This window comes from Desulfovibrio desulfuricans DSM 642, assembly GCF_000420465.1.
Lineage (GTDB): Bacteria > Desulfobacterota > Desulfovibrionia > Desulfovibrionales > Desulfovibrionaceae > Desulfovibrio > Desulfovibrio desulfuricans.
In genome coordinates this window covers 514869-540443 of the sequence record NZ_ATUZ01000013.1, presented here as the reverse complement: position 1 = coordinate 540443, position 25575 = coordinate 514869, and the positions used below count along the sequence as shown (strand labels likewise).

General features: G+C 56.8%; 27 protein-coding genes. 8 read left to right on the top strand and 19 right to left on the bottom strand.

Features of this window, described 5'->3' with window-relative positions:
• Positions 1 to 85: 85 nt before the first annotated feature.
• Genes G449_RS0107985 through fabG form a run of 5 tightly spaced genes read right to left on the bottom strand, consistent with a single transcriptional unit; the run spans position 86 to position 4981 of the window.
• Complete coding sequence (locus G449_RS0107985) at positions 86 to 355, bottom strand: acyl carrier protein (RefSeq protein WP_022658786.1); 270 nt, start codon at positions 353 to 355, stop codon at positions 86 to 88.
• Positions 352 to 1593: a beta-ketoacyl-[acyl-carrier-protein] synthase family protein gene (locus tag G449_RS0107980; protein ID WP_022658785.1), complete on the bottom strand. Its 1242-nt coding sequence runs from the start codon at positions 1591 to 1593 to the stop codon at positions 352 to 354. Before G449_RS0107980 ends, G449_RS0107985 begins: the two co-directional genes overlap by 4 nt.
• Positions 1575 to 3032 carry a phytoene desaturase family protein gene (locus G449_RS0107975; RefSeq protein WP_022658784.1) on the bottom strand — a complete coding sequence of 486 codons (1458 nt, stop codon included), beginning with the start codon at positions 3030 to 3032 and terminating at the stop codon, positions 1575 to 1577. Before G449_RS0107975 ends, G449_RS0107980 begins: the two co-directional genes overlap by 19 nt.
• Positions 3032 to 4246 carry a beta-ketoacyl-[acyl-carrier-protein] synthase family protein gene (locus G449_RS0107970; protein WP_022658783.1) on the bottom strand — a complete coding sequence of 405 codons (1215 nt, stop codon included), beginning with the start codon at positions 4244 to 4246 and terminating at the stop codon, positions 3032 to 3034. The genes G449_RS0107975 and G449_RS0107970 overlap by 1 nt, the downstream gene beginning before the upstream one ends.
• Positions 4247 to 4252: 6 nt before the next feature.
• Positions 4253 to 4981 (bottom strand): 3-oxoacyl-ACP reductase FabG, encoded by a 729-nt coding sequence (gene fabG, locus G449_RS0107965; protein ID WP_022658782.1) that lies wholly within the window; start codon positions 4979 to 4981, stop codon positions 4253 to 4255.
• A gap of 107 nt (positions 4982 to 5088) precedes the next feature.
• On the opposite strand from fabG, the gene G449_RS18445 reads away from it, so the two are divergent.
• On the top strand, positions 5089 to 5262 hold the full coding sequence (locus G449_RS18445) for a hypothetical protein (protein WP_022658781.1): 174 nt from the start codon (positions 5089 to 5091) through the stop codon (positions 5260 to 5262).
• 180 nt (positions 5263 to 5442) lie between these two features.
• On the opposite strand, the gene G449_RS0107955 is transcribed toward G449_RS18445, so the two are convergent.
• The gene (locus G449_RS0107955; protein ID WP_022658780.1) at positions 5443 to 6375 is read right to left on the bottom strand and encodes a hypothetical protein; all 933 of its coding nucleotides are present in this window, start codon (positions 6373 to 6375) and stop codon (positions 5443 to 5445) included.
• Positions 6376 to 6439: 64 nt separating this feature from the next.
• A complete protein-coding gene (locus G449_RS0107950) occupies positions 6440 to 7390 on the bottom strand; it encodes a hypothetical protein (RefSeq protein ID WP_159060452.1) in 951 nt (316 codons plus the stop codon).
• A gap of 385 nt (positions 7391 to 7775) precedes the next feature.
• Between G449_RS0107950 and G449_RS0107940 the strand changes: the two genes are divergently transcribed.
• From G449_RS0107940 to G449_RS16510, 5 genes are all read left to right on the top strand, one after another.
• Positions 7776 to 8339, top strand: a complete 564-nt coding sequence (locus G449_RS0107940) for a LemA family protein (protein WP_022658777.1) — start codon at positions 7776 to 7778, stop codon at positions 8337 to 8339.
• Positions 8323 to 8619, top strand: a complete 297-nt coding sequence (locus G449_RS0107935; protein ID WP_022658776.1) for a hypothetical protein — start codon at positions 8323 to 8325, stop codon at positions 8617 to 8619. Before G449_RS0107940 ends, G449_RS0107935 begins: the two co-directional genes overlap by 17 nt.
• Before the next feature lie 53 nt (positions 8620 to 8672).
• Positions 8673 to 10739 (top strand): DUF2207 domain-containing protein, encoded by a 2067-nt coding sequence (locus G449_RS0107930; RefSeq protein ID WP_022658775.1) that lies wholly within the window; start codon positions 8673 to 8675, stop codon positions 10737 to 10739.
• A gap of 162 nt (positions 10740 to 10901) precedes the next feature.
• Complete coding sequence (locus G449_RS0107925) at positions 10902 to 11246, top strand: helix-turn-helix domain-containing protein (protein WP_022658774.1); 345 nt, start codon at positions 10902 to 10904, stop codon at positions 11244 to 11246.
• Positions 11247 to 11258: 12 nt separating this feature from the next.
• Positions 11259 to 12560 carry a type II toxin-antitoxin system HipA family toxin gene (locus G449_RS16510; protein ID WP_022658773.1) on the top strand — a complete coding sequence of 434 codons (1302 nt, stop codon included), beginning with the start codon at positions 11259 to 11261 and terminating at the stop codon, positions 12558 to 12560.
• A gap of 34 nt (positions 12561 to 12594) precedes the next feature.
• Here the strand turns inward: G449_RS16510 and G449_RS0107915 are convergent, their stop codons facing one another.
• A complete protein-coding gene (locus G449_RS0107915; RefSeq protein ID WP_022658772.1) occupies positions 12595 to 13524 on the bottom strand; it encodes a helix-turn-helix transcriptional regulator in 930 nt (309 codons plus the stop codon).
• Positions 13525 to 13614: 90 nt separating this feature from the next.
• On the opposite strand from G449_RS0107915, the gene G449_RS0107910 reads away from it, so the two are divergent.
• Positions 13615 to 13953 carry a nuclear transport factor 2 family protein gene (locus tag G449_RS0107910; RefSeq protein ID WP_022658771.1) on the top strand — a complete coding sequence of 113 codons (339 nt, stop codon included), beginning with the start codon at positions 13615 to 13617 and terminating at the stop codon, positions 13951 to 13953.
• A 20-nt stretch (positions 13954 to 13973) separates the two neighbouring features.
• Positions 13974 to 14801, top strand: a complete 828-nt coding sequence (locus G449_RS0107905) for a nitroreductase family protein (protein ID WP_022658770.1) — start codon at positions 13974 to 13976, stop codon at positions 14799 to 14801.
• 86 nt (positions 14802 to 14887) lie between these two features.
• Here the strand turns inward: G449_RS0107905 and G449_RS0107900 are convergent, their stop codons facing one another.
• The 11 genes from G449_RS0107900 to G449_RS0107850 are packed head-to-tail and all read right to left on the bottom strand — an operon-like array spanning position 14888 to position 25418.
• Positions 14888 to 16312: an NADH-quinone oxidoreductase subunit N gene (locus G449_RS0107900; RefSeq protein ID WP_022658769.1), complete on the bottom strand. Its 1425-nt coding sequence runs from the start codon at positions 16310 to 16312 to the stop codon at positions 14888 to 14890.
• Positions 16313 to 16343: 31 nt separating this feature from the next.
• Positions 16344 to 17867, bottom strand: coding sequence for an NADH-quinone oxidoreductase subunit M (locus G449_RS0107895; RefSeq protein ID WP_022658768.1), 1524 nt, complete (start codon positions 17865 to 17867; stop codon positions 16344 to 16346).
• A 25-nt stretch (positions 17868 to 17892) separates the two neighbouring features.
• Entirely contained in the window at positions 17893 to 19683 is a 1791-nt protein-coding gene (locus tag G449_RS0107890) for a Na(+)/H(+) antiporter subunit D (protein ID WP_022658767.1), read from the bottom strand.
• On the bottom strand, positions 19676 to 19921 hold the full coding sequence (locus tag G449_RS0107885) for a hypothetical protein (protein WP_211215144.1): 246 nt from the start codon (positions 19919 to 19921) through the stop codon (positions 19676 to 19678). The genes G449_RS0107890 and G449_RS0107885 overlap by 8 nt, the downstream gene beginning before the upstream one ends.
• 2 nt (positions 19922 to 19923) lie before the next feature.
• Entirely contained in the window at positions 19924 to 21417 is a 1494-nt protein-coding gene (locus G449_RS0107880) for a monovalent cation/H+ antiporter subunit D family protein (protein ID WP_022658765.1), read from the bottom strand.
• 11 nt (positions 21418 to 21428) lie between these two features.
• Complete coding sequence (gene nuoK, locus G449_RS0107875) at positions 21429 to 21755, bottom strand: NADH-quinone oxidoreductase subunit NuoK (protein WP_022658764.1); 327 nt, start codon at positions 21753 to 21755, stop codon at positions 21429 to 21431.
• Positions 21755 to 22279: an NADH-quinone oxidoreductase subunit J family protein gene (locus tag G449_RS0107870; protein ID WP_022658763.1), complete on the bottom strand. Its 525-nt coding sequence runs from the start codon at positions 22277 to 22279 to the stop codon at positions 21755 to 21757. Before G449_RS0107870 ends, nuoK begins: the two co-directional genes overlap by 1 nt.
• A complete protein-coding gene (locus G449_RS0107865) occupies positions 22279 to 22719 on the bottom strand; it encodes a NuoI/complex I 23 kDa subunit family protein (RefSeq protein WP_022658762.1) in 441 nt (146 codons plus the stop codon). The genes G449_RS0107870 and G449_RS0107865 overlap by 1 nt, the downstream gene beginning before the upstream one ends.
• 1 nt (position 22720) lies before the next feature.
• Positions 22721 to 23713 carry an NADH-quinone oxidoreductase subunit NuoH gene (gene nuoH, locus G449_RS0107860; protein WP_022658761.1) on the bottom strand — a complete coding sequence of 331 codons (993 nt, stop codon included), beginning with the start codon at positions 23711 to 23713 and terminating at the stop codon, positions 22721 to 22723.
• 11 nt (positions 23714 to 23724) lie between these two features.
• On the bottom strand, positions 23725 to 24843 hold the full coding sequence (locus G449_RS0107855) for an NADH-quinone oxidoreductase subunit D (RefSeq protein ID WP_022658760.1): 1119 nt from the start codon (positions 24841 to 24843) through the stop codon (positions 23725 to 23727).
• Positions 24840 to 25418, bottom strand: a complete 579-nt coding sequence (locus G449_RS0107850) for an NADH-quinone oxidoreductase subunit C (RefSeq protein WP_022658759.1) — start codon at positions 25416 to 25418, stop codon at positions 24840 to 24842. Before G449_RS0107850 ends, G449_RS0107855 begins: the two co-directional genes overlap by 4 nt.
• Positions 25419 to 25575: the final 157 nt, after the last annotated feature.

Here is a 25575-nt window from a genome sequence, read left to right as displayed (position 1 = left end):
CAACGCGGCGATGCACAGTGTCATGGGCAAAATAATAATTGTCCAGCAAACAAAAATTGCACTTATGGCAATGTTTGGCACAATATTACTGTTCCGCCTTGACGGTTCCTTCATCGCGCAAGGCCTCGATGAATGCATAAATGTCCCCAAGTGTCTGAATTTTTACCAGGGACTCTTTGTTTTGCAATTTGAAGTTGAAGGCCTTTTCCAGCACGATGACCATATCCACGATATCAAGGCTATCAAGCCCGAGGTCTTCCTTGATATGTGCTGTAGGAACAAGCTGATCCGGGGACAATTCAAATTCTTCACTCAAGGCCGCGTCAATCGTCTCTCTAATTTTATTATCGTTCATTCTTTCCCAACATTCATTGAATTTTCACGCAACCTATCAAATATGATAGTGCAATTGCAACCGCCAAGCGCAAAACTATTTTTCAATACCAAACCACTTGGTTTATGCAGCTGCCCGTTCATATGATTCAAATTTCCGCATCTGACATCAGGATTGCGCAATCCGCGCGTTGGAAAATATGTGGAGGACTGCAACATTTCTATACACAAAATGCTTTCCAGCGCGCCGCTGGCCGCCATGGTATGCCCCAGGTGCCCTTTGAAACTGCTGACAGGTGTTGTAGAGCCAAAAACAGCCTCAATGGCCTGCCCTTCTGCAATATCACCGAATTCAGTTGCGGTAGCGTGGGCGTTAACATAGGCAACATTCTGCGGTTGCGCGCCTGCATCTTCCAACGTTCTGCGCATGCAGCCAGCAATGGCAGCCGCGTCGGGCTGGGCGATGCTGCCGGGCGATGAAGATATGGCCGCGCCGCGTATTTCCGCCAGTATGGGCGCATTGCGGGCTTGAGCGCTTTCCAGACTCTCCAGCAGCAGGATGCCCGCACCTTCGCCGCAAACAATGCCTGTGCGCTCCGCATCAAAGGGGCGAGAGGCGCAATCCGGGTCTTCTGTGTGCGATGCAGCGCCAAGGCGGTCAAATGTTGCGGAGGTCAACAGGTGGAATTCATCCGCGCCGCCGCAGAGCATCATTTCTTCCCGCCCTGCCGCGATAGCCTCAAACCCGAGGCACAGGCTCATGAGGCCAGAGGCGCAGGCGGCGGCAGGCGCAAGCGTGCGACCTGCGCACCCGCAGGCCAGAGCCACATTGGCGGCAACCGTGTGGCTCATAACCTTGAAGAATACTGTACTGCGCATGCTCTCCACGCTGTGCTCGCGCAGAAACATCTCAAAAAATTCATGTAGCATTGTGGGGCTGCCCACAGTTGAGCCAACAGCTACGCCCATGCGCTGCCCGGGCCGGGTACTCAGCCCGGCATTGGTCAGAGCCTCCCAGGCAGCCAGGCAGGCAAAAATCGACATGGGCGACATGGAACGCCGCAATTCCCGTGGAATACGCTTTTCCTGCAATGGCGGCACCAGCCCGGCCACACGGCACGACAACCCCTCAAGCTTGTATTCCGGCAAGGTGGTCAGCGCGCAACGGTTATCGCGCACACCTTCGTACATGGCGGATACGCCTTCGCCGAATGGCGAAACCGCGCCCAAGCCTGTAACGACTACTCGCTTTCCGCGCATTCCCTGAACTCCTTGAGAACGTTATCATGACCGAAGGAAAATCCCACGGCCAGAGCAGCACTGACCATGCCGCCCAGCACACCGGGCAGCAGGATGTTCTGCCCGGCCAAAAACAGCCCCGGCAGGCGTGTGACAGGCAGCATGGGCATGGCGCCCAGATGGTGCTGCACGCCATAAAGGCTGCCAGTAGCGCCGTAAACCCAGCGCCGCATGGTCAACGGGCTTGCTGCATCCAAAATGCGCCAGCGCCCTGCCAGTTCCGGCAGACGCTGTTCAATGTAGGCCTGCAATCGGGCAGTGGACTCACGCTTCCACTCCACATAGCTTTGGGGGCGCGGATGCGGATCGCCGCCGGGCAAATCCTTGTCATCCATGAGCGCCACGGCCATCACAGCCTTTCTGCCATCCGGCTGCGGTCTGTCGCAAAAGAGGTATACGCTGGGGTGCGCGCTTTCCACACCTTGGAACAGTTCTTCCGCTAATGGCTCCGGCAGCAGATAGATGCTCTCGTTTTCATTCAGGCAGTCGCGTGTTTCTGCAAACAGCAACATGGCAGAACGTGTTTCCGGCAGCTCATTTATGCGGTGCAAGTAGGCCGGACGCATGAGGCCCTTGGGGATCAGCCCCTCAAGCTGCGAGGGATGCCCGGTAAAGAAGCAGCGCTCGCAGGCAAGGCGGGAACCGTCACCTAACACCACGCCACGCACGCCTTGCACCTTGTCCGCCTCTATACCCGCAACGGCGGCGTTGCAACGCACAGTGACCCCATGCTCGCCGAGGCATGCCAGAAGCGCCTCAACCAGAGCCAGCCCACCGCCCTGCCATGAGCCGCTGGACTGAAAATACGGCCCCGCCACAAGGGAATATTCTTCAAGTGAGGATTCTTCGGGCCGTACGCCGTACAAAAGACACCGTGTGCCGAGCATGGCCCGCAAGTGAGGAGGAAAGCCCGCAGATTCAGCATACTGGGCCACGCTGCCCGCGCTGTGGAGCGCAAAAGACGGGTCTGCCCGCACAGCGGGATTCAGGTAGGGGGAGTGGCCCAGTTCCGTATCCATATGGTGCAGAAAAGCCTTCATGGCTGGCCCTGCGCCGGGAAATTGCCGCTCAACAGCTTCTGTTACCGCCGCTTGCCCTGCCGGGAGCTGAAACACCTGCCCATCGGCAAAGTGGAAGACCTCCGTGCGGCTGGTCGTGATCTGCCGCAAATGCTTTTCTATACCCAGCGCCCGCAGCCAGCGGCGCAAAACGCCACCGGCATGCAGACCGCCGCCGCAGTGAAATCCCGTATCAAAATACAGGCCTTCGCGCCAAAAACCACGCAGCAATGGAGCAACGCACGGGCCAGCCTCCACCACGGCAACATCGTGGCCCTGCCGCGCCAGCAGCAAGGCGGCAGTCAGGCCGGTAATGCCGCTGCCTGCGACCACGCAGCGCATCAGCCGAGCCTCAAGGCGATACTGGCGTTGCTGCCGCCAAAGCCCGCGGCATTATTCAGCACGACTCGCGGGGGTTGCTCCAGCCTGCGGACAAGCACGGGAATGCCAGCGGTATCTTCGTCCGGCTCTTCATAATTTATGGTAGCAGCCGTAAAACCCGCCTGCGCCATGATGACGGCGTAGGCCACCTGCGACGCGCCAGACATCCACAGTTCATGCCCTGTAAGGCTTTTCAGCGCCATGACATCGGGGCAGTCAGCGCCGAAAACGGCCCGCAGATTGGCTGCCTCCGCAGCATCGCCCTGAGGGGTGGATGTGGCATGCGCGTTGACAATATCCACATCAGCAGTACTCAGCCCGCCTTCCGCCAGAGCCATACGCATGGCGCGCGCAAGCCCTGTGCGGCTGGGAACGGAAAGAGTTTCGCCGTCCGCGCTGCAACCAAAGCCCAGCACTTCTGCCAGAATGCAGGCATTGCGCCTGTGGGCCGTATCGTAATCTTCCAGCAGCAGGGCCGCAGCGCCGCCGCTTGGCACCAGCCCATCCCTGCCCTTGTCAAAGGGGCGGGAGGCCGCCGCCGCAGGCGTGCGCGCAGAAAAAGCCCCAAGACCGTCAAAGGAGCAGACAGACGGCCAGTTAAGCTCTTGCGCAGCGCCGCAGACCACGCGGTCAAGCCGCCCAAGGCGAATCTGGTCTGCCGCCTGACCGATGGCATATGCCCCGCTGGCGCAGGCGGCGCTTACCGTCCAGCTTGGGCCGGTATTGCCAAGCAGGACGTTGAGATTCATGGTGATGGTGGAATTCATGCAACGAAAAACATGGCCGCTGCCCATGCCGGAAGTGCAGCCCGCCTCCTGAAGCGCCGCCTGCTGGTCAACTACAGACTGCACTGTGGAATCATTGCCAAAAACAAGGCCGCACCTGTCTGAGCGCAGGTCTTCAGGTGCAAGCCCGGCCTGATCCAGGGCATCCAGTGTTGCCGCATGCGCCTGAATGGCAAAATGCGGCATGCTTTTGCGCTGCTTTCTGTTAAGATGGCGCGCGCAATCAAAGCCGTCTATGCGCCCTGTAAGCTGGCTGCGAAACCCATGTTCCAGCCGCTGCGGGTCGGCAACTATGCCGGAAATCCCATTATACAACGCATTGGCGATCTGCTCGCGGCTAACGCCCAGAACGGATACAAGCCCCACGCCAGTTATGACAACTCGCCGCATCGGGCCTCACATGTATAGTCCGCCGTTAACAGACAGCACCTGCCCGGTAACGTAGGACGATAAGTTGGAACACAAAAATCGCACGCAGCCCGCCACTTCTTCCGGCAAACCCGGTCTGCCAAGGGGCACGCCTTTCATATATTCATCCACTGGCAGACCGGCCGTCATCTCGGTGCTGATAAAGCCAGGGGCCACGGCATTAACAAGCACGTTGCGGCGCCCAAGCTCGCGGGCAAGGGCTCGCGTTGCACCGATAAGACCAGCCTTGGCTGCGGAATAGTTCACCTGCCCGGCCATGCCAGCCTGCCCCGAGGTGGAAACAATATTTACAACACGCCCTGCGCGCGCCCGCTGCATATGCGGCACAACCTTGCGCGATACATGGAAAAACCCGTTTAGGTGCACACCGATGACGGAATCCCACTGCTCTTCGGACATAAGGCCAAAGACGGTATCGCGGGCAAAGCCCGCGTTGTTGATCAGGGCAAAGGGAGTTTCCGCCGCCAGCAGTGGATCAAGGGCGGCTTCCACCGAATTTTTGTCCGCCACGTCAAAGGGCACTAAAACGCATTTGCGCTCCAGAGCCTCAATGGCATCGCGCACGGCTTCTGCGGCATCGTGGTCGTTGCGGTAGTTCAGCCAGATATCAAAACCATCGGCGGCCAAGCCAAGGGCAATGGCCTTGCCAATTCCCTTGCTTGCGCCCGTTACCAGAGCTATGGGCGAAGTTTGCATTTGCTCCCCTGCTTGCATGTTTGCATGCCTTTATTTATTAAAAAGGCACCAGATTGGACAGCCGCACAATATACAAGAGACTCTTTTAGGACAACTCTCAATTTAGGATGGAATTTATCATGCGGATTCTTGCAACAGCCTTGATTGCGCTTTTTTTCTTTTCCAGCGGATGCAGTTGGGTTGGCAGAACTGCTGGCAAAGCCTCTGCAAAAATTGAAAGAAAGGTCGATGCTGTTCAGCAGGGCTATAATGACGGCTACAAGGATGAACAGAAAAAGTAAACTGTTTTGCTATGTTGATTTTGGAGCGCCGCACAACGTGTTGAGGAAAATAATTCAGCAAGCATGACGTTCTGCATGGCTGGCAACATCGAAAAAAACTCAACGTGGCTTATACGCCCTTACTATAGACAGTATAAGCCACGTTTTTGTTAATCCCTTCAAACAGAGTTCAATACTGCCCTACTTCCCTGCTGGCACCCGCGCAAGGCTTATCTCCGCCAGTGCGGCATCCAGATCAAGGTTCATGGCAAACCGGAGCCCTTCGCTGGCAAGCACGATACGCACGGGCTTGTCCGCATTTTCCGCACCGCTGACAAACAGGGTTTCAAGGGCCTGCCACATGCCGTCACTGGTTTGGGAGCAATCCACAGTTTTTCCCTTGGGGGCAAGGGCCGCGCCCTGCGCGCCAAATACGCTTGTCTGGCCTCCGGCTTCAAGAACCAGCGGCAGCCATTCATTCTTTTTCAGTTCTTCAAACATGGCCCCGATGGTTGTATTGGCAAAGGGCGCAGACAGCGTTACTGTTTCCAGTTCGCCGCCTTTGCCGTCAAACTTCATGCCTTTGCCCGCGAGGCTCCACGACTGGTCGGCAAAGCACACGGCATAAGCACCGGGCTCTTTAAGCCCTTCATAGCCGGGCAGGGCAAATTCCTTCCAGCGGGCCACGTCCAATCCCTTGCGCATCAGCTGCACCAGCATGAACATGGGCACACCCGCCGGGGCCACATAAGCCTCACCATCTGACATGGTTATGAGCATGGAGGGATACTTGCGCTTTTCGTTACGGCCTGCGGCATCCATTCCAAACTCGATTTCCTTGGCTGAACCGGGTTCCGGCTCGTGATAATACTGCCAGCCCATGCCGTTTTGCATGGTTACGCCAATGCGCGTGCAATCATGCTCAGGAAACATGGCCGGACTTACCGTTTTGGATGACTTTTTTGCCAATCCGTCAACAACTGGCTTTTTACCCCCATTATTGCCCACGCAAAAAACGGCCTTGACGTCAGAACTCATGCTGTTTTTCAGCACTACTCCCGCCGCAAACCCCGTTGACGGCAAAAAAACCAGCAGGGCCGCCACGCCGGCAACCCATTGTTTCAGCAAGTACATGCAAGACTCCTTGTAGTGCGGTTTGACGGAATCCGATGATCAGATCGCGCGTGATGCCTCGGCATCAATGCAGCGCTTCGCGCAGTTCCGCCAGGTTGGCATCGTCTTCGGGGTAATACAGTTCAACAACCGTGTTGGCGTCATTGGTCAGCACAGTGCCGATGCCGCCTTCGCGGGTATAAAAATCAACGGTGCCTTCGCCAGTGGTGATATTGATGCCCTTCAGCTTGCGGGCAAGATCAATGAGATCCGTGCCCCACTGCCCGTTTTCTACTTTTTTGAGCGGATACAGGCCAACAGCGTACCACACTTTTTCGTCCGGCTTGTCGTAGATTGTCCACTGGCCGGTGTGCGTTGTGCGCCAGCCTTCAGGGATGGGGTTTTCCTGCGGAGCTGGGGCGGGGGCAGCAGGGTCTGCCAAAGCCGCAAAATCAGGTCTGTCGCCAGTAGGGTCTGCGGGTTCCACGGGCTTTGCATCGTCCGGGCGATCGCCAGTAAAAAGCCACATGGTATTTTCCGGGCCTTGCGCAACTGCCAGCAGTTTGCTCAGAGGCGCTGCAGTCTTGGCCTTTGGGGAAATTTTCAGGCTTTTTACAATCGGCCCCGCACCTCGGCATGCATGCCCAACAGAGACTTCCATATACTTGTCGTCCGCAAGGCCAACCCAGTATCGCGCAATCTTGTCGGCAAAAACAACCCCCTTGCCTTCACCCAGAGTGCGCAGATCGTTGCCGCCGGTTATGCTGGCGGAAGCTTTTGCAAGCAGATCCAGATCGCCGTTAAAGCAATCCTTTTCAAGCATCGTCACGTAGCAGTCTTCTTTGGGAGAACTGAACAGTACCTGATTCCCCTCCTCCTGTGTTTTCCAGCCTGCGGGCAGCTCGACCACCCAATCCCCCACAGTGCGGGGAGCCGCAAGAGCTGAAAGCCCAGGGCACAGCAGCAGGCACAGCAACACAAGCGCTGGCCTCGCACCAGCCCGCAGCCATGAAAAAGGAATAGCGCTCCGGGGCATTCCCCAACCGACACAAGCAGAGCCATCATGCGCGCACACTCTGGAAACCCTCAAAAAGCCCATGTCGCAATCCCCCGGAATTTTATTGGTGATTTCGGCCTGATTTTCCCTTTCCACTTCCTTACCTTCGTAACGCACCTGTGCATAAATGTCTTTGGATGTTTTGGCCTGAGGGCGACAAAAGGAGGCAGCACGAGAGGGCCGGGCTGGGGCTTAGCGAATGCCCGCCTCTTATGGCTGGCGGCAAAGAGGCATTGACCGAATATCGCACATATGCCAATTTTTACGACAGCATTAACTGGCCTTTTGCCACGCAAACCGAGGCCGTGCGCAACACGCTGCTTCATAATCCTGCGCATGTTGCCAACAAATCCAAGGAGTTCGTATGAGCACCGGCATCTTGATCGCCATAGGGGCCGCTGTGATTATGTTTGCGGTCATTGTAGCCCTTTACAATGCCCTGGTGCGCGGCAAAAACATGGTGGACGAAGCCTGGAGCAGCATTGATGTGCAACTTAAACGGCGGCACGATCTGGTGCCCAATCTGGTCAGCGCCGTCAGGCAGTACGCCAGCCACGAAAAGGGCCTGTTTGAAGAAGTGAGCGCTGCGCGCGCCCGCAGCCTCTCCGCACAGGGTGATGTTGCGGCACAGGCCAAGGCGGAAAACCTGCTTTCCGGCGCGCTGGGCAAGCTCTTTGCCATTGCGGAAGCCTACCCGGAGCTTAAGGCCAGCGAAAACTATCGCCAGTTGCAGCAAAGCCTCGCCACGCTGGAGGATGAAATCCAGATGGCCCGCCGCTACTACAACGGCGCAGCAAGGGAACAGAACGACCGCGTTCGCCAGTTCCCCGGCAATCTGGTTGCCGGATTTTTCCACTTTGCCCCTGTCACTTATTTTGAACTTGATTCACCAGCAGAACGGGCAGTTCCTGATGTTGGTGCACAATAACAGGCAAGACGGGCTGGGCCGCCGCTTGTGGCGGCATGCCCTGTACTTCATGGCTGCTGCCCTGATGGCGGCCTTGCAGCTTTGGATCTCAGGCGTGCTTATAATGGCGCGGCGATCAGACACCTTGCTTGGCTGCAATCTTGCCGCAGGGCTGGTCTGGCTGTGGTACGCGCGGCGGTGTTATGTGCTCGGCAATTTTGCGCGGATGGCCCTTGCGTTCATGGGCCTGCTCGCCTCTGTGGGGCTGGCGGCCTTGAGCCTGCCAGACCTGCTTTTTTAACCACTGTCCGCGTCACGGCAATCCTCACAAACAGCCTGCGCAAGGATGAAGCCATGCACACGCCCTATGCCAGCAGTTGGTTTACACGCCGCATCACACTGACCGTATGCGCCCTGCTGCTCTGCATCCATGCCATGTGCCTTGCTGCATACGCGCAGGAACGCATAGAGAGCTTTGCCTCCACCGTCACAATCCATCAGGACGGCAGCATGCATGTGCGCGAAGCAATTGTTGTGCATGCGGAAGGCAACCAGATTAAAAAAGGCATATACCGAGAGCTCCCCCTGCTCTATTCCGGCCCGGCAAATTACAGTGGTACGGTTCCTTTCACCGTTACATCCGCAAGCATTGACGGCGTGCACCTCAACCCGGTCGAAACCGAAATCAGGGGCGACTACATACGGGTGCTCATGCGCGGCAAGGAGCCGCTCTCCACGGGGCAGCACCGCTTTGTGCTGGAATACGACACATCCCTGCACCTGCGCTTTTACGAATCCAACGGAGAGCTCAACTGGAACGCCACTGGCGTGTGGGGCTTCCCTATCCTTAACGCTTCCTGCCGCGTCATTCTGCCCAAGGGCGTAGCCGTGCGGCAAACCACCGCGTGGGCCGGGCCTGCTGGCTCCAGAAATACAGACGGCATTTCAATCGGCAGAACGCAAGCCAACGAAGCGGCTTTTACCCTTGCCAGGACCCTTGAACCGGACACCCAGTTTACGGTGGCTGTAGCCTTTGACAGGCAGAGCATTGCCGACCCGGTGCTTCCGCTTGCACTGCAGCAGCAGCGGGAAGACGAAGCCATGGAGCTGGCCCGGCAAGAAGAGGAGCGCGCCATCAGGGAGCGGGGGCTGCTCTTTGAAGTGCTGTACGATAATCCCTTACTGCCTGCGCAGTGCCTGGCTTTTTGCGCTGTGTTTCTTTATTATTTTCTGCTTTGGCAGCGCCTTGGCATTGATCCGCCCAAGGGGGCCATATTCCCCCGCTATTATCCGCCAAAGACGGCTCAGTGGAGCAAAAAACCTGCTGAAGGGGCTACGCCGCAAGTGCTTTCGCCGCTGGCGGTGGAATTCTTCTACAAGTCGGCCCGCATCTCTGGCCGGGGGCTTGCCGCCACGTTTCTGGCTCTGGCTTTCAAGGGCTTGTGCCGCATCAGCAAGGCGGACGCTAAAACCTATGCGCTGGAACTGACCGCAGCATCAAACGGGCGCAAAGGGGAGCTTACCGCAGAAGAACAAACCGTGTACCGCGAGCTTGTGCGCAGTACGGGCAAGGGCGGAAAACTGTTGCTGCGCCCAAAAAATGAAGATGTCCGCAGCATTTTCAATGCCGCCAGGGCAAACCTGAAGCAGAACTTTAAGGGCGCATGGCGCTTGAACACTTGGGTTGCGGTGCTTGGCTGGTTTTTGGTGCTGCCGCTGGCTTTTGCGGCGAGTTTTTGGGAAGTTGACCCTGCCTTGCTTGCCCCGGAGAACTCGCAACTGCCGCTGATTCTACTGTTGCTCGCAGTTTGCATGGCTTTTTGCGCAGCACTGGCGCTTCCCCTGCTGCTGGTGCGGCAGCAGGCAAAATCCCTGCTGGCAACTCTGGGGCTTATGGCCTTGCCACTGGCCGGGATAACTGCGGTTGGTCTTCAGTTTTATTTTTACGATCTGGGGTGGCTGCTTCTTCTGCTCATGAGCATCACGGCCATTGTGTTCACAGCCGTCATCAAGGCTCCCAGCCCCGCAGCGCGCCAGGTATTGGACGAAATTGACGGCCTTGCCATGTACATGCGCACTGCGGAACTGCCACGCATGGAGCAGGTAGGCGCGCAGGACGAAAAGCCCGAAGACACACCCGAGGTTTTTCGCCGTCTGCTGCCCTATGCACTGGTGCTGGGGCTGGAAAAAACGTGGTGCAACAGGTTTGCCGAGCAGCTTCAGGCGGCAGCGCTGGAAGACTCCGGCGTTGATATCGCCCTTATACACGGGCATGGCGGCTGGAGCGACTTTTCCAATGGTTTTGGCAGCGCCGTAAGCGCCTCCTCCGCATCTGCCGAATCCTCATCCGCCAGCGGTTTCAGCTCCGGCGGGGGCGGCGCGGGCAGCGGCTCTGGCGGGGGTGGAGGCGGCGGACTGTAACAGGGACGCAGCAGCTTTTTAATCGTTGCCGCTGTTTTTCCTGTTTCAAGCAATCGCAAAGTTATTTCCTGCCAGAACAGGAGGGCCGCTTAGTGGGCATCTCCACTTGACCTTTTTTAATTTATCCATATATTAGTAAAAAACACTAAAAAAATACCATTTATGAGTAAATCGTCAGCTTCCACAGCCGCCCTGCCGCCCAAGGTTCTGGCAAAGCTTGAGGATCTGGGCCGCAGAATCAAACTGGCGCGAAAACGCCGGGGTCTGACGCTGCACGAAATGGCCAAGCTCATGATGGTTTCTGTTGGCTCCCTGCAAAGGCTTGAGAGCGGCACACCGGGAACAAGCCTTGGCACCCTTGTGACTGCCCTGCTCACCCTCGGGCTTGAAAACGATCTGGACAGCGTGGCCGCCATGGAAACGGACATGATCGGCCTTGCCCACGAACGCAGGCGGCTTGAAGGCAAGGCGGCGGGCGGGAAGGACAAAATTTCCTACGACTTTTAAGGGAGCCAGCTCATGACAACCCGCGTGGTGTATGTGCATATGCACCTTAGAGGCAGCTTTGTTGTTGCCGGACGCCTGCGCTATGTTCAGGATGGCCGGTTCAGCCAATGCCTCTTTGAATATTCCAACCGCTATCTGGGGCGACCTGACGCGGTAGCCGTTGACCCTGTTGCCTTGCCCCTGCAACGGGAACATACCTACGAAGGCCCGCTGGGCGGTGCGCTCTTTAATGGGCTGCGCGATGCCTGCCCTGACGACTGGGGCCGTCACGTTCTTGATATCGCCGCCGAAGCCTCAGGCTCCCACCTTGGCGAATTTGACTACATGCTCTATGCCGGGCCGGACAGAATCGGCGCGCTCGGTTTCAGCAGCGCGCCCGATGCCGCCCCTTTTACCGATGTGCCGCCCTGGGCGCAGAGCCTCCCCGGCGCAGAACTTGACCTCCAGGGCATGCTGCTGGCTACGGACAATGTGGAGCAGGCAGACGAGCTCACCCCGCAGTACAGACGCTTTTTTGTGCGCGGTTCTTCCATCGGCGGGGCAAGGCCCAAGGCCTCGTTTGAGCAGGACGGCAAATTCTGGATTGCAAAATTCAGCAAGGAACGTGAAGCCTGGCCCACCTGCCGCATAGAGCATGCCAATATGCTCCTTGCGGGAAAGTGCGGTATCAACGTGCCGGAAACGAATCGGATTACGGTTCTGGGCAACCGCGATATCCTTCTGGTTGAGCGTTTTGACCGCCAGATTCGCAGTGGCGCCCTGCACCGCCTGCCCTTTGTTTCGGCCATGACCCTCATTGGTGCGGCAGGGCCGGAGGCGCATGCCGCCTACGCCGACATTGTCACTGCCATGCGGCGGGATTTTTACAGCGCCGAGGCCACGCGCAGCGATATCCGCGAGCTGTACCAGCGCATGGTCTTCAATGCCCTGTGCAACAACTCCGATGACCATTTACGCAATCATGGTTTTCTGCATCTGGCTGACCAGAATGGCCGATCCGGCTGGCGGCTCTCTCCGGCGTATGATGTGGTGCCGCAGCCTGTGATGGACGATGCCCCACGGGCCTTGCACCTGAGCGTGGGGCCAAAAGGTCGCAGCACCGCCATGAGCAATGTGCTGGGCGCGGCCCGGCACTTTGGCCTTGCTCCCGATGAAGCGCAGATGATTGTTGAAGAAACAAAGGGGACGATCAGGCAAAACTGGGAAGCCCTGCTCCTGAGCGCCGGGGTGCCGCAGCGCAACCTTGCCGATCTGCGCAACTGTTACGCCCTCGCCCTGCTGCCGGATGCAGCCAACGCCATAACAAAACGTTGAAATAAAGGATGGGCTGGTCAGGTAAAGGATTGCATTAACAATAGATGTTCAGGGCCTTTTTGAAATACTCTTTCATGCTTTCCCTGATGCATTCAGGGGCGAGCACTTCTGCATCGCTGCCAAGGCTGGCAACAAAACTGTGCCCCTGATCATTGTCAGTTAATGGAATACGGGCCAGCCACGTATTTTCATTCTCCTGCTCAAGCGCAGCATCACCAAACAGTTCCACAATTGTCTCTCTGGCCCTTGCGGATATCCGTATTATTCCATCCATGCATTCTGCATCGTCAAAATTTCGAACAATAAAATCTTCTGTAGTAACAGATCGCGGAGAGAACGATTCCTTGCACAGTTTTGTTTCAGCCATACGTGAAACTTTAAAAAGGCGCATGCCCTCACGCATCAGGCAATATCCCCCAAGATACCAGCTTCTTCTTTTAAGAATCAGTTTGTATGGTTCTACGCGGCGGGCGCTCCGCTGGCCTTTACGGTCATTATAATCAAACTCCAATAGCCTATTATCCTTCAGGGCCTGCTGAATTTTCACGAGCGCTGCCATACCAGCATGATTGTTGCTCCAGGGCGTCAAATCAATTGATACCTGTCCTGCCTGCAATTCAATTGCCTTGCGCTCTGCCTCAGGAACAAGCCCTTTGATTTTTGCAATTGCTCCTGCCACCTCGGCACTTGAATAAGACGTGCGAATACTGCCCAGCCCCATCAGGATCATGGTCACATCCTGCGACGTGAAGAAACGCTTTTCCGCCTTGTAGCTTTCAAGAATGCCGATGCCCCCCTTTGCACCAGGGTACGTGACCACGGGCAAACCCGCCTGATTTATTGTATCAACATCGCGATAAATGGTTCGCACAGATACTTCAAACGTCTGGGCAAGTTCTGAGGCGCTTACTTTTTTCTTTTCCAGCAAAATCATCACAATTGACAAAAGACGGTCAATTTTCACTCTGGCCTCCATTGTGCCCAAAAAACATGACATAATGCTGTCATGTTTACTCTGCTAGACATAAATTTCAACAAAATAATGGAGGTTGATATGAATACCAGCATGCCAAAACCCGTGGAAATATTTATGGAAATAATGAACACTGCCGACACTGAAAAACTGGACAGTTGCCTGGCTAGCACGGCTGTGCTCTTTGACCCGGCCGAAAACAATGAAATCAGCGGAATAAATGCCATTAAAGACTTTGTTACAGATTCAAAAGAAAAATTTGATCTTTGCACAACAGTTATTGATGCAACTTCTACCGCCGAAAGCACAAATGTCATAACGCTGACAAAAGGAAATTTTCCAGGGAGTCCGCAAAAATTTTCTTATGAATTCATTGTCAAACACGGGTTGATACAAAATATCAACATCCTGCCAGCGTAGCCGCATCAAAGGACATAGCCATGAAAGAGATACATTTTACAGTTGATCCACAAAAGTGCGTCCAGTGCAATGCATGCATAACCGACTGTCCTCGCCATATAATTTCCATCTCTGGCGGTTTGCCTTGGGTTTCGCCCATACTGGAGGCAAACTGCCTTGAATGTCAGCATTGCCTGGCCGTATGCCCGACGGGGGCTGTAAGCATCTTTGGCCTCAAGGCAGAAAACAGCATTGAACTGAGCGCAGAAAAAATACCCGCTGCAATCCAGATGCACACACTGTTACGGGGACGGCGCAGTGTACGCCAGTACAGTACGGAAAATGTACCAGCCAGAATGATTGATGATCTTCTCGCCACGCTGGCAAATACACCAACAGGCTGTAATGATCGCACCTTGAGGTTTGCTGTGGTAGATGACCACAGTGTGATGCAAAAACTACGCATCAGGGTGATTGAATCAATTGAGAACAAAATGGAATGCCATGAGTTGATGCCAGATTTTTTATCGGCGGCTGTGGCAGCCTATCGGCAACAGGGAGTAGATGAAATTTTTAGAGGCGCGCCGCACTTGCTTGTTGTCTCTGCGGCAGAGACCGCAAGCACACCTCTGCAAGATATTTCTCTGTCTCTGGCATATTTTGAATTGCTCGCCCAATGCAGCGGATTGGGTACAACATGGTGCGGATTCCTGAAATTTGCAGTTGATGCCGCTCCAGAATTGCGTCCTATTCTCGGTCTGGATACAGAAACACCTTTTTATGCAATGCTTTTTGGGTATCCGGCGGTTCGCTATCACCGCACAGTGCAACGCGACGATGCCGCGAAAATCAGGCACGTTTTCTTGTAGGGCAGCAGAAAAACAAAAGTCAGTGCAACCGTTGTGGTCAGCACTGACTTTTGTTTTTCTGCACTGCTACGTGCTTATCTGTCAGCCTACCATGCGGCAAGCACGGCTTCTGTAGCCAGCCGGATCATGCTTTCAGGCGCAATGCCAAGAGCCAGAACCAGCCCCACAAGGCATATGCCCGCCATACGCGCGCCAGCGTGCGGCACAATGGGTTCCGCATCATGCTGCGCGGCCTCGGTATACACGGCGCGCACCACCTGCAAATAGTAGTAGATGCCAATGGCTGTGTTGATGGCGGCAATGATAACCAGGGCCGTATGCCCAGCCCGCCACGCGCCCGTCAGCAGCATGAACTTGCCCATAAAGCCCACAAAGGGCGGAATGCCCGCCAGTGCAAACATGCTCACGCCCAGCACAAAGGCCAGCATGGGCGAGCGCCGCGAAAGGCCGTTCAGATCCTTGATGCTCAGGTTCCGCCCATCGGGCGAAACCACGCACAGCACCAGAAATGCCGCCAGCATCATAAACAGATAGCCTGTGGCATAATAGAGCGCCGTGGCGATACCCCAACCTTGCAGGGTCGCCATACCCATGAGGATGTACCCGGCATGCGCAATGCCCGAAAAGCCAAGCATGCGCTTGACGTCTGTCTGCACCAACGCCGTGAGGTTGCCGTAGCACATGGACGCTATGGAAAGCCCGGTCAGCAGCAGCGCCACGTGCCCCTCGCCGGGATATGCCATGGCGCAGAACCGCGCCAGCACGGCCACGGCCACAATCTTGGGTATGGAGGCGATAAAGGCCGTGGTGTCGTTGGATGCGCCCTGGTACACATCCGGCGCCCAGAAATGGAAGGGAAACACCGCCAGCTTGAAGAACATACCGCAAAAGAGCATCAGCAGGCCCACCAGAGGGGCGGCATGTGACCCGGCTGCCCTTATGGCAGGCAATATCTGGTCAAGATAGGTGCTGCCCACGATGCCAAAAATCCAGCTCATGCCAAAGAGCATGATGCCCGATGCCGTCACGCCAAAGAGCAGATACTTGATGGCCGCTTCCATGGGCGCGCGCATGCTGTCCGAGGGGGTACGCATGGGCACCAGCAGATAGAGCGAATACGAAGACAGTTCAAGGGCGATGAACAGGGTGATCAGCTCCACACTGCTTGAAAGCAGAGTCAGGCCCAGCAGGCTTGTAAGCAGAAAGAAATAATACTCCGGGCGCATGCGCACAGAAATCCCCTTGGTGTCCGCCCCAAAAAGCAGCATCAGGGTGAAACCGATGGACATCACGCATTTTACCAGCTGTGAAAACAGGTCTACCCTGTAGGCTCCGTAAAACAGGGTTCCCTTGGCAAAAAGGCAAAGAACAGATGTGGCGGCAAAGGCTGCCCCAACGCAAAGAACCAGCAGGCGCAGGGTTTGCGTCCGGGCTTCCGTCAGAGTCATGCAAAATGCCAGCAGACACCCTGCAAGAAGAACCAGTTCCGGTGCAAAAAGATGTGCGTTCATGCGTAGGCCTTATGTCTGTGCTTGGGGTTCATCAACGCGCAATAAGTTCAGCAAGGGCCAATGCGCTCGGGGCATGGTAGCCGGTCTGCGCCAGCAGATGGTCAAGGCTGGGCCTCATGACGCGCAAAAACGGTTCCGGAGCCAGCCCAATCCAGAAAACAAACACCAGCAGCGGGGCCAGGGTCACAGCCTCGCGCCAGCCAAGATCGTACATGCGCGACTGGTCTGGATTATTGGTGCCGCCCCAGATCACCCGCTGCAACATCCGCAGCATGTATGCCGCCGCCAGTACTGCGCCGGGAATGGCGCAGACAGCCACGATCTTGTTGTTGAAAAATGCCCCGGCAAGAATAAGAAACTCGCCCACAAAACTGTTTGTGCCGGGAAAGGCCAGCGACGACAGCGAGAAAAACGTCAGGTACGTCACATAGATGGGCATGAACTTGCCAAGCCCCGCCGCATCCGAGAGCTCGCGGCTGTGCGAACGCTCGTACACCATGCCCACGCAGAGAAACAAAGCCCCTGTGGTGACGCCGTGATTGATCATCTGTAACAGCGCGCCTTCAAGCCCACGCTGGTTCAGGGCAAAGATGCCCAGAGTCACAAAACCCATGTGCCCAACGCTTGAGTAGGCAATGAGCTTCTTCATGTCCTGCTGCGCAAGGGCGGTCAGGCCGCCGTAAAGGATTCCCGCTACCGAGAGCCACTGCAAGGCAGGCAGCAGGCCGATAGCCGCGCCGGGCGTGATGGGCAGGCAAAAGCGCAAAAATCCGTATGTACCCATTTTAAGCAGCACCGAGGCCAGAATCACCGAGCCTGCTGTCGGGGCTTCCACATGGGCCGCAGGCAGCCATGTGTGGAAGGGAAACATGGGCACCTTGATGGCAAAAGCGATGAAAAAAGCCAGAAATACCAACAACTGGAAGCGCTCGGAATACTGCTGTCCCATGAGCGCGGGAATGCTGAACGTACCCTGATTGATGTACAGGGCCACAATGGCCACCAGCAGAAATACCGAGCCTGCCAGGGTGTACAGAAAGAACTTGATGGAGGCGTAGCTCTTGCGCGGCCCGCCCCACACGGCGATGAGCAAATACATGGGAATAAGCATGGCTTCCCACAGCACATAGAACAATACCAGATCCAGCGCCATGAACACGCCGAGCATGGATGTTTCCATCACCAGCAGGCAGATCATGAATTCCTTTACGCGTTTCTGAATATACTTCCACGAGCCGAGCACGCACAGCGGCATGATGAGCGTTGTCATCATCACCAGCAGCAGCGAAATGCCGTCTACGCCAAGGGTGTAGTTGACGTTAAAGCTCGCAATCCACTGGTGGTGCTCCGCAAACTGGTACAGGGCGGATGTGGGGTTGAACCGCGTAAACAGCGGCAGTGAAATGACGGCGTTTGCCAGAGTGACCAGCAGCGTCCACACCCGCACCCCGTTTTCTCCCGGAAGCAGAGGCACAATGACAGCCCCTGCCAGCGGCAGAAAAACAAGGATGCTGAGGATGGGATACCCCAAGGTGTTCATGCTCAGAAAATCCATTGTGGCGATCTCCTTTCACCCCGGCTCAGACAAGAGCCAGCAGCGTGAGCACCAGGGCCACCACTGCGGCCATGGAAATAATGTTTATTTGCAGGCTGCCGCTCTGCACCTGCCGCAGCACGCCGCCAAGAGCGCGCACGCTGCGGGCCGTGCCATCAACCACCGTATCAATGCAGTGCCAGTCAAACCATGACCAAAAGCGCGCCGTGCGCATGAGCGGCACTATACCCTGCCGGTTCCAGGCCTCGCCCACGGTATTGTCCACAGACTGCACGGGCTTGCGCGCAAACCAGTAAAACAGCCTGCCGCCCATGCGGTAAAACCAGTCCATATCCAGACTGATGGTGGGCTCCGGCGTGAGCTTTTTGAGCAGCAAAAAGAATCCCAGGGCCGTAAACAGCAGTATCTGCAAGGTTTCAGAAATATGCGCCGCGCTGTAGGGGTGGTACTGCGCCGCCACATCGGGGAAGGGAAGCATGTCGTACAGGTACGGCGTGTAGCAGCCGATAAAGATGCACAAAAACGCCGCCACGGCCATGGCCGCCTGCATGTTGAGCGGCGGATCGCCCGCGCGCTCCCATGTTTCCTTGGAGCAGTTGTTTTTGCCGAACCAGATGAAGTACGGAACCTTCAGGCCCGTGTGCAGGAAGGTGCCCGCAGAGGCCAGGGTGAGCAGAAATCCCGCCCAGTAATTGTGCGCCTCAAATCCGGCGGCTACGATCATGGCCTTGGTCACAAAGCCGCTGAACAGCGGAAAGGCCGAGATGGAAAGCCCGCCCACCAGCGTGAACACAAAGGTTTTGGGCATCTTTTTGTACAGTCCGCCCAACTGGGTGAACTTGCTCACGCCCGTCATGTGCAGCACCGAGCCGCAGCCCATGAACAGCAGCCCCTTGTAAAGAATGTGGGCAAAAGCGTGAGCGCAGGCGCCGTTGATGGCCAGCGGCGTACCGATGCCCACAGCGGCCACCATGTACCCCACCTGACTGATGATGTGGTAGGCCAGCAGGCGGCGGGCGTCGTTTTCAAGCACTGCGTACACAACGCCGTACAGGGCCATGCACACGCCAAGCGGCACCAGAATTTCCATGCCCGCAAAGCTGCGCGCCAGCACATACACGGCGGTTTTGGTGGTAAAGGCGCACATGAACACCGCGCCTGTCACCGTGGCTTCGCCGTAGGCATCGGGCAGCCATGCATGCAGGGGCGGCACAGCCGCGTTGAGGATAAATCCGGCCATGATCAGGTAGGTGTAGAGCTGCGGATCAGCCACGCCGATGGGGCCGAAGGTGAGATCGCCCGTGGCCCGATAGCGCAGCACAAGCCCTGCCAGCAGCAGCAGACCGCCCGCAGTGTGCACCAGCAGATAGCGATAACCAGAGGCCAGAGATTCCTTGCGCCGCCTGAACCACACCAGGAATACGGAGGAGAAGGCCATCAGCTCCCAAAAAAGGAAGAGCGTCAGGTAATCCCCGCAAAAGATGACGCCCAGCGATCCCGCCACATAGGTCCAGGCGACGGAATGCTGCGCAGCTTCTTCCACATGTAGGCCGTAGATAGAGCCGATCACGCACATGAGGGTCATGATGTAGGCAAAGACCATGCTCAGGGCATCGACCTTGCCGAATATCAGTTGCCATTTCATGAAGGGCAGCACGCCATATACGCCATTGTGCCCCTGCATGAGCAGCACGGCGCAAAAGGCCAGCACCGGCACAAGCACAATACATATCCGGCGCAGGGCCTTGGGCAGCAGCGGCAGAATTACCGCGCCGAGCAACAGAACTGCGGAGGGGTGAATCCATGGCTCAGTCATCGTAATAATCCTCGCGGGTCATAATGCCCAAATGGCCGAACCACTTGGAAACGATGATAATCACAATGCAGGCGACAAAGCCGAACGCGGCCCAAAATCCGGGTATACGCTCCACAAAGGTGTGCACATGCTCTTTTGAAACAAACAGGGCGTCCCACACCACCAGCGCGGCCAGCACTACCAGACACACACGGATGGTGGCCTTGAGCCGGGCGCGGAAAAATTCGATGATGTTCACTATCATCCTGTCACCACCTTCACGAAGGACATGATGGCATCGGGGTAAATGCCGATGAACACGGAAACGCCAGCCGCTATGAGAATGGGCACAACCATGCTCAGCGGAGCTTCACGAATGCCCGTTTCTTCACCTTCCGGCCTTTTGCCGAAAAATGCCTTGTAGGTCACAGGCGCAAAGTAGGCCACGTTCAGGAGCGTACTTGCCAGCAGCACCAGCAATATGCCCATGGAATGCGTGGGCATTTCCATAGCGCCCACCAGCAGCTTCCACTTGGTCACAAACCCTGCCACGGGCGGCGCGCCGATCATGGAAAGCGAGGCCACGGCAAAGGCCGCAAAGGTAAAAGGCATGGAGCGCCCAAGGCCGCTCATTTCAGAAATGCACTTTTTGTGCGTTGCCACATAGATCGCGCCCGCGCAGAAAAAGAGCGTTATCTTTGAGAATGCGTGGTTGGCGATATGCACTATGCCACCCTGTATCCCGTCTACGGTCAGGAGCGCCACGCCAAGCACGATGTAGGAAAGCTGGCTCACGGTTGAATAGGCCAGCCGCGCCTTGAGGTTGTCCTTGGTCAGGGCAATGATGGAGGCCGCAAGAATGGTGAACGAAACAAAGTAGGCCGTGGGCACGCCGAGGTTCAGGCTTTTCATCAAATCAGTGCCAAACACAAAGAGCATGACGCGCGTGGTGCAGAACACGCCCACCTTGACCACCGCCACCGCATGCAGCAGGGCCGAAACAGGCGTGGGAGCCACCATCGCGCCCGGCAGCCAGTGGTGGAACGGCATGATGCCGTTCTTGGCAAAACCCAGAACGCAGCAGACGTACAGCACGGTTGCCAGCGCATCGCTGGCCCCGGCAGACAAAATGCCCGTGTGGCTGTTGTGGGCAAAGTCCAGATTACCCGTGATCACGTAAATGACGATCATGGCTGGCAGCACCAGCCCTTTTGCCGTGGTGGTCAGGTACACAATATACTTGCGCGCGCCGTCATAGCCCTCGGCATCCTGATGGTGGGCCACAAGGGGGTAGGTACACACGCTCACCACTTCATAGAACAGGTAGAGCGTAAACAGGTTGTCGGCAAAGGCCACGCCCATGGCACCAAAAAGCGTCAGGGCAAAACAGGCGCTGAAGCGCGTCTGGGCATGCTCGTTCAAGCCGCGCATGTACCCTGCCGCGTAAAAAACTGTGATAATCCACAAGAATGAGCCCACAAGGGCAAATATCATGGAAAACGCATCTGCCCGAAAGCTTACCGAAAGCCCCGGCAGGATCGGAAAAAGCGTAAGATGCAACGTGTGACTGAGCCCCATAGGTGCGGGTGCAACATCACCGATCATCGAAGCGATGATGCAGAACATGACCACCGCTGTTACAAACGAAACTGTTTCGCGCACGTTTGGCCAACGCCCCGTCAGCATTATCAGGCATGCGCCGATCAACGCTGTAAGTATGGCGGCCAGGGGTCTGACGGATTCAACAATATCCATATGTGTTCCCCTTAACCTTTGAGGTCTGACGGAGCGTCCGTTTCAACAGATCTGTACAGCCGGTACACCGCAATGATGATGGAAAGCACAATTACCGCTTCCGCCGCTGCGATGGCCATGACAAACAGCGCCGCGATCTGCCCGGTTGCCGTGTCTGGCGCGCAAAACCGCCCAAAGGCCATAAAGTTGACCGATGCCCCGCAGAGGATAAGCTCGGACGCAATGAGCATGCCTATGAATGTGCGGCGCATGGCCATGCCGAACAGCCCCAGACCGAACAGAACCGCGCCGATGACCAGATAGGTTTCAAGAGACTGACTCAAGCTTGCGTAGTGCATCACTTGTCCCTCCCGTGGCGGGCCAGTGCGAGCGCCCCCACCATGGCTACCACCAGAACCACGGAAATAAGTTCAAAGCTCATGGAATACGTGCTCAGCAAGGCTTGCCCGATGCGCTCGATGGTTCCCTCAATCTGGGCCGGGGGCGTCTCCGGCCAGGGAGCCACGATGGATTGCACCACAAGCGCCGCCGTGATGGCGCAGCTGGCCGCAGCACCCAGAAAAAGGCTCAGCTTGTTGCGGCGCGGGGCGCGGTTTGCGTCCGATGTTTCGGCCAGCATGATGGCGAATGTAATGGTGACGCACAGCGCGCCCACGTACACAAGCATCTGCATAAAGGCCACAAAGGGGCTGGAAAGGTAGTAATAAATCCCCGCCACGCCAGTGAAGCACAAGGCAAGCCCTGCCACGCGGCGTATGAGAGTGCGCGCCGAGACAGCCAGCACCGCGCCGCTAAACGTCACCAGCACAAAGAACCAGAAAATGCCCTCAGCCAGCGTTTGCATAGTTTCATGACTGGACATCAGGGACGCTCCTTGAGCCGCCGTACAAGGTCAAAGTGATACTCCGCCTCGTCAAACCCGGCCAGATTGTAGTCATGAGAAAACGTCAGCGCGTCTGTGGGGCACGATTCCACGCACATACCGCACAGGCTGCACTTGGTAAAATTCAGTTTGTAGCTCGTGAGGGTCTTCTTCTTGGCCCCATCCAGTTTTTCGCCCGCAAGCTCTATGCAGCCCGAGGGGCAGGCTTTCTGGCACGATCCGCACACAATGCACCTGTCCGTGCCGGTTTCCGGGTCGTATACAAGGTCGATATGGCCTCTGTAGCGCGGTGTTATGGGCAGCACCTCACGCGGGTAGGATGATGTAACCACCGGCTTGAAAAAATAGCGCAGCGTTATGCCCATGCCCACAAAGAGGCTCCACCCGCCTGAAAAGATATTTTTAAAGTATGCGTTCATGCTACAGCACCTTGAGCAACGCGCTGGTAATGATGAGGTTGACGAGCGCAATGGGGATAAGCACCTTCCATGAGAGGTTCAGCAGGCCGTAGAAGGTTGTGCGCGGAAATGTCCAGCGCACCCAGATTACGGTAAAAATGACCGCGTAGAGCTTAATGGCAAACCAGTGCGCTCCCGGCCAAAGCCCCAGCGGGCAATCCCACCCGCCAAGAAACAGCAGGGTCAGCAGACTGGCCCCCACCACAACGTTGGCGTACTCGCCCATAAAATACACGCCAAAACCCATGCCCGAATATTCCGTAAAAGCGCCTGCGATCAGCTCACTTTCGGCCTCGGCCATGTCAAAGGGGGCGCGGTTTGTCTCCGCCAGCATGCAGATGAAAAAGATGATGCACGAAACAGGCATGAGCGGGCTTGCCGAAAGGCGAAACACATTCCAGTGCCAGAATCCGCCCGATTGCGTGCCCACAATTTCGTTGAGGTTGAGCGTGCCCATAACCATAACAAGGCTCACTACAACCAGCAGCATGGGGATTTCGTAGGCCACGTTTTGCGAAACCACACGCGCGGCAGAGATAACGGCGTATTTGTTGCGCGAGCCCCACGCGCCAAGCAGCAGGCCCAGCACGTTTACCGAAGCAAAGGCGTAAATGGCCAGCAGCCCCAGATTAAGGTTACGCGCCACCAGCCCTTCGGTGTAGGGAATGGTCACAAAGCTCATGAAGGCCGGGGTCATGACCAGCACGGGGCCAAGGCAGAACAGTACGCCGTCGGCATCCGTGGGAATAAATACCTGCTTGGTCATGAGCTTGAAGCCGTCCGCCAGCGGCTGCAACAGGCCGTAGGGGCCAACTTCCTTGGGCCCTATGCGCCGCTGTATATGCCCTGCCACCTTGCGCTCAACCCACACCAGATAGGCCGCGTTAAGCGCCACAAAGACAAGGAATCCTACAAGATACCCCAGAAGACGCAGCATTTCGGAATAAAACGTCATAGCTGTGTTCCTTAGCGGTCAATATCCGGAATCACCAGGTCAAGGCTGCCGAGCAGCGCCAGGGCATCGGGCAGCAGCATTCCCTTGCCCGCCTCGCCAAAAACAAGCAGATTTGAAAAACAGGGGGTGCGCCACTTGAGCCGCCAGGGGGTGCCGCTGCCGTCGCTGACGGCGCGAATACCCAGAAGACCGCGCGCCGTTTCAACAGCATGGTAATAGTCGCCCTTGGGCGGTTTGATGGTTTTGGGAACCTTGGCCGCCATAACCGGGCCTTGCGGCAACTGGTCGAGGGCCTGCTCGATGATGCGCAAGCTCTGTTCAATTTCGTCCATGCGCACCTTGTAGCGGGCCATGGAATCGCCCTCGGCATACACAGGCACGTCAAAGGCAAAGCGGTCATAAACGCCGTAGGGCTCGTGCTTGCGCACGTCGTAGGCAATGCCCGCACCACGCGCAACCGGGCCGGTGGCGCCGTATTTGCGGCACATCTCGGCAGACACAACCCCCACATCCACAAGGCGTTGCTGGATAATGAGGTTTTTGGAAACAAGAGAATCATACATGGGCAGACGCTTGCGCATACGCGTAATAAATGCCCGCGTACCTGTTACAAAAGCATCGTCAATATCGTTGTACACGCCGCCAAAGCGAAAGTAACAGTACGTGAGGCGCGACCCGGTAACGGATTCCAGCAGATCCAGAATCTGTTCGCGGTCGTCAAAGGCGTACAAAAGCGGCGAGAACCCGCCAAGATCAAGCACAAAAGCTCCAAACCAGAGCAAATGGCTTGAAACCCGGTTCAGCTCGTTGGTGATGACGCGGATGTACTCGGCGCGTTCCGGCACTTCAATGGAAGCGGCGCGCTCGACCAGGCAGGCATAGCCGTGGTTGTAGGCAAGGGCATGCAGGTAATCCATGCGACCCGTATTGGGCATAAACTGCGCCCAGGTGCGGTTTTCGGCCATTTTTTCGTGCATGCGGTGGATGTAGCCAAGCACAGGCTCGGCCTCCACTATATACTCGCCGTCCATGACCATCTTGACGCGCAAAACGCCGTGCGTAGCCGGGTGCTGCGGGCCAAGGTTCAGAACAAACCGCTCGTCTGTGGGACTTTGGGCAAGATAGTTCATGCGCTGTAGTCCTTGAGCAAGGGGTGGTATTCCGCGTCTTCGGGCAACAACAGGGGGATGAGGTAGGGATGCCCGATAAAGACGATGCCAAAGAACTCGTGAATCTCGCGCTCGTGCCAGTGGGCTATGGGATAAATTTCGGCGATGGTGTGGATCTGCGGGTTGGAGCGCGGCGTGCGCACTCGCAAGCATACCCTGTGGCGGGCGGCATAGAGGTTGAAGTCGTACACAACTTCAAGCTCGTCTTCCTGCGGTATGGATTCCTGCACAGGGGCTTCAGGTGGGGCGGCCTGGCTGGTATCCGGGGCGTCCGCTGCACTGGCAGCGGCGGTTTCGGCAGCCTTTTTTGCTATGGCTTCGGCCTCCTTGCGCAGGGTCTCGCATTCGCCAAGCCAGTCTACCCCTGTCATTCCTTCAAGAAAGTACCCCGCACCGTCCATGATGCCCACGGCGGCAAGCAGGGAGCTTTCCGGCAGCGCCACATCAAGATCATAGCCCACAGCGGCATGATCTGCGGCGCGAACCCTGGCTCCGGGCAGGGCCGCCAACTGTGCGTCAAGGGTGTCTGCTTTCATGACGTATGCCCTCCTGCTTCGTTGCCCGCCTTGGCATCCCCGGAGGCTCCCACAGGGACACCCGCAGCATCCTCGGCAGGGGCCGGGGGCGCTTGCGCCTCCGCCTGCATTCTGGCCGCCTGCGCCGCCGCAGGGCCGGGAAGCCCGGGAGGCGTAA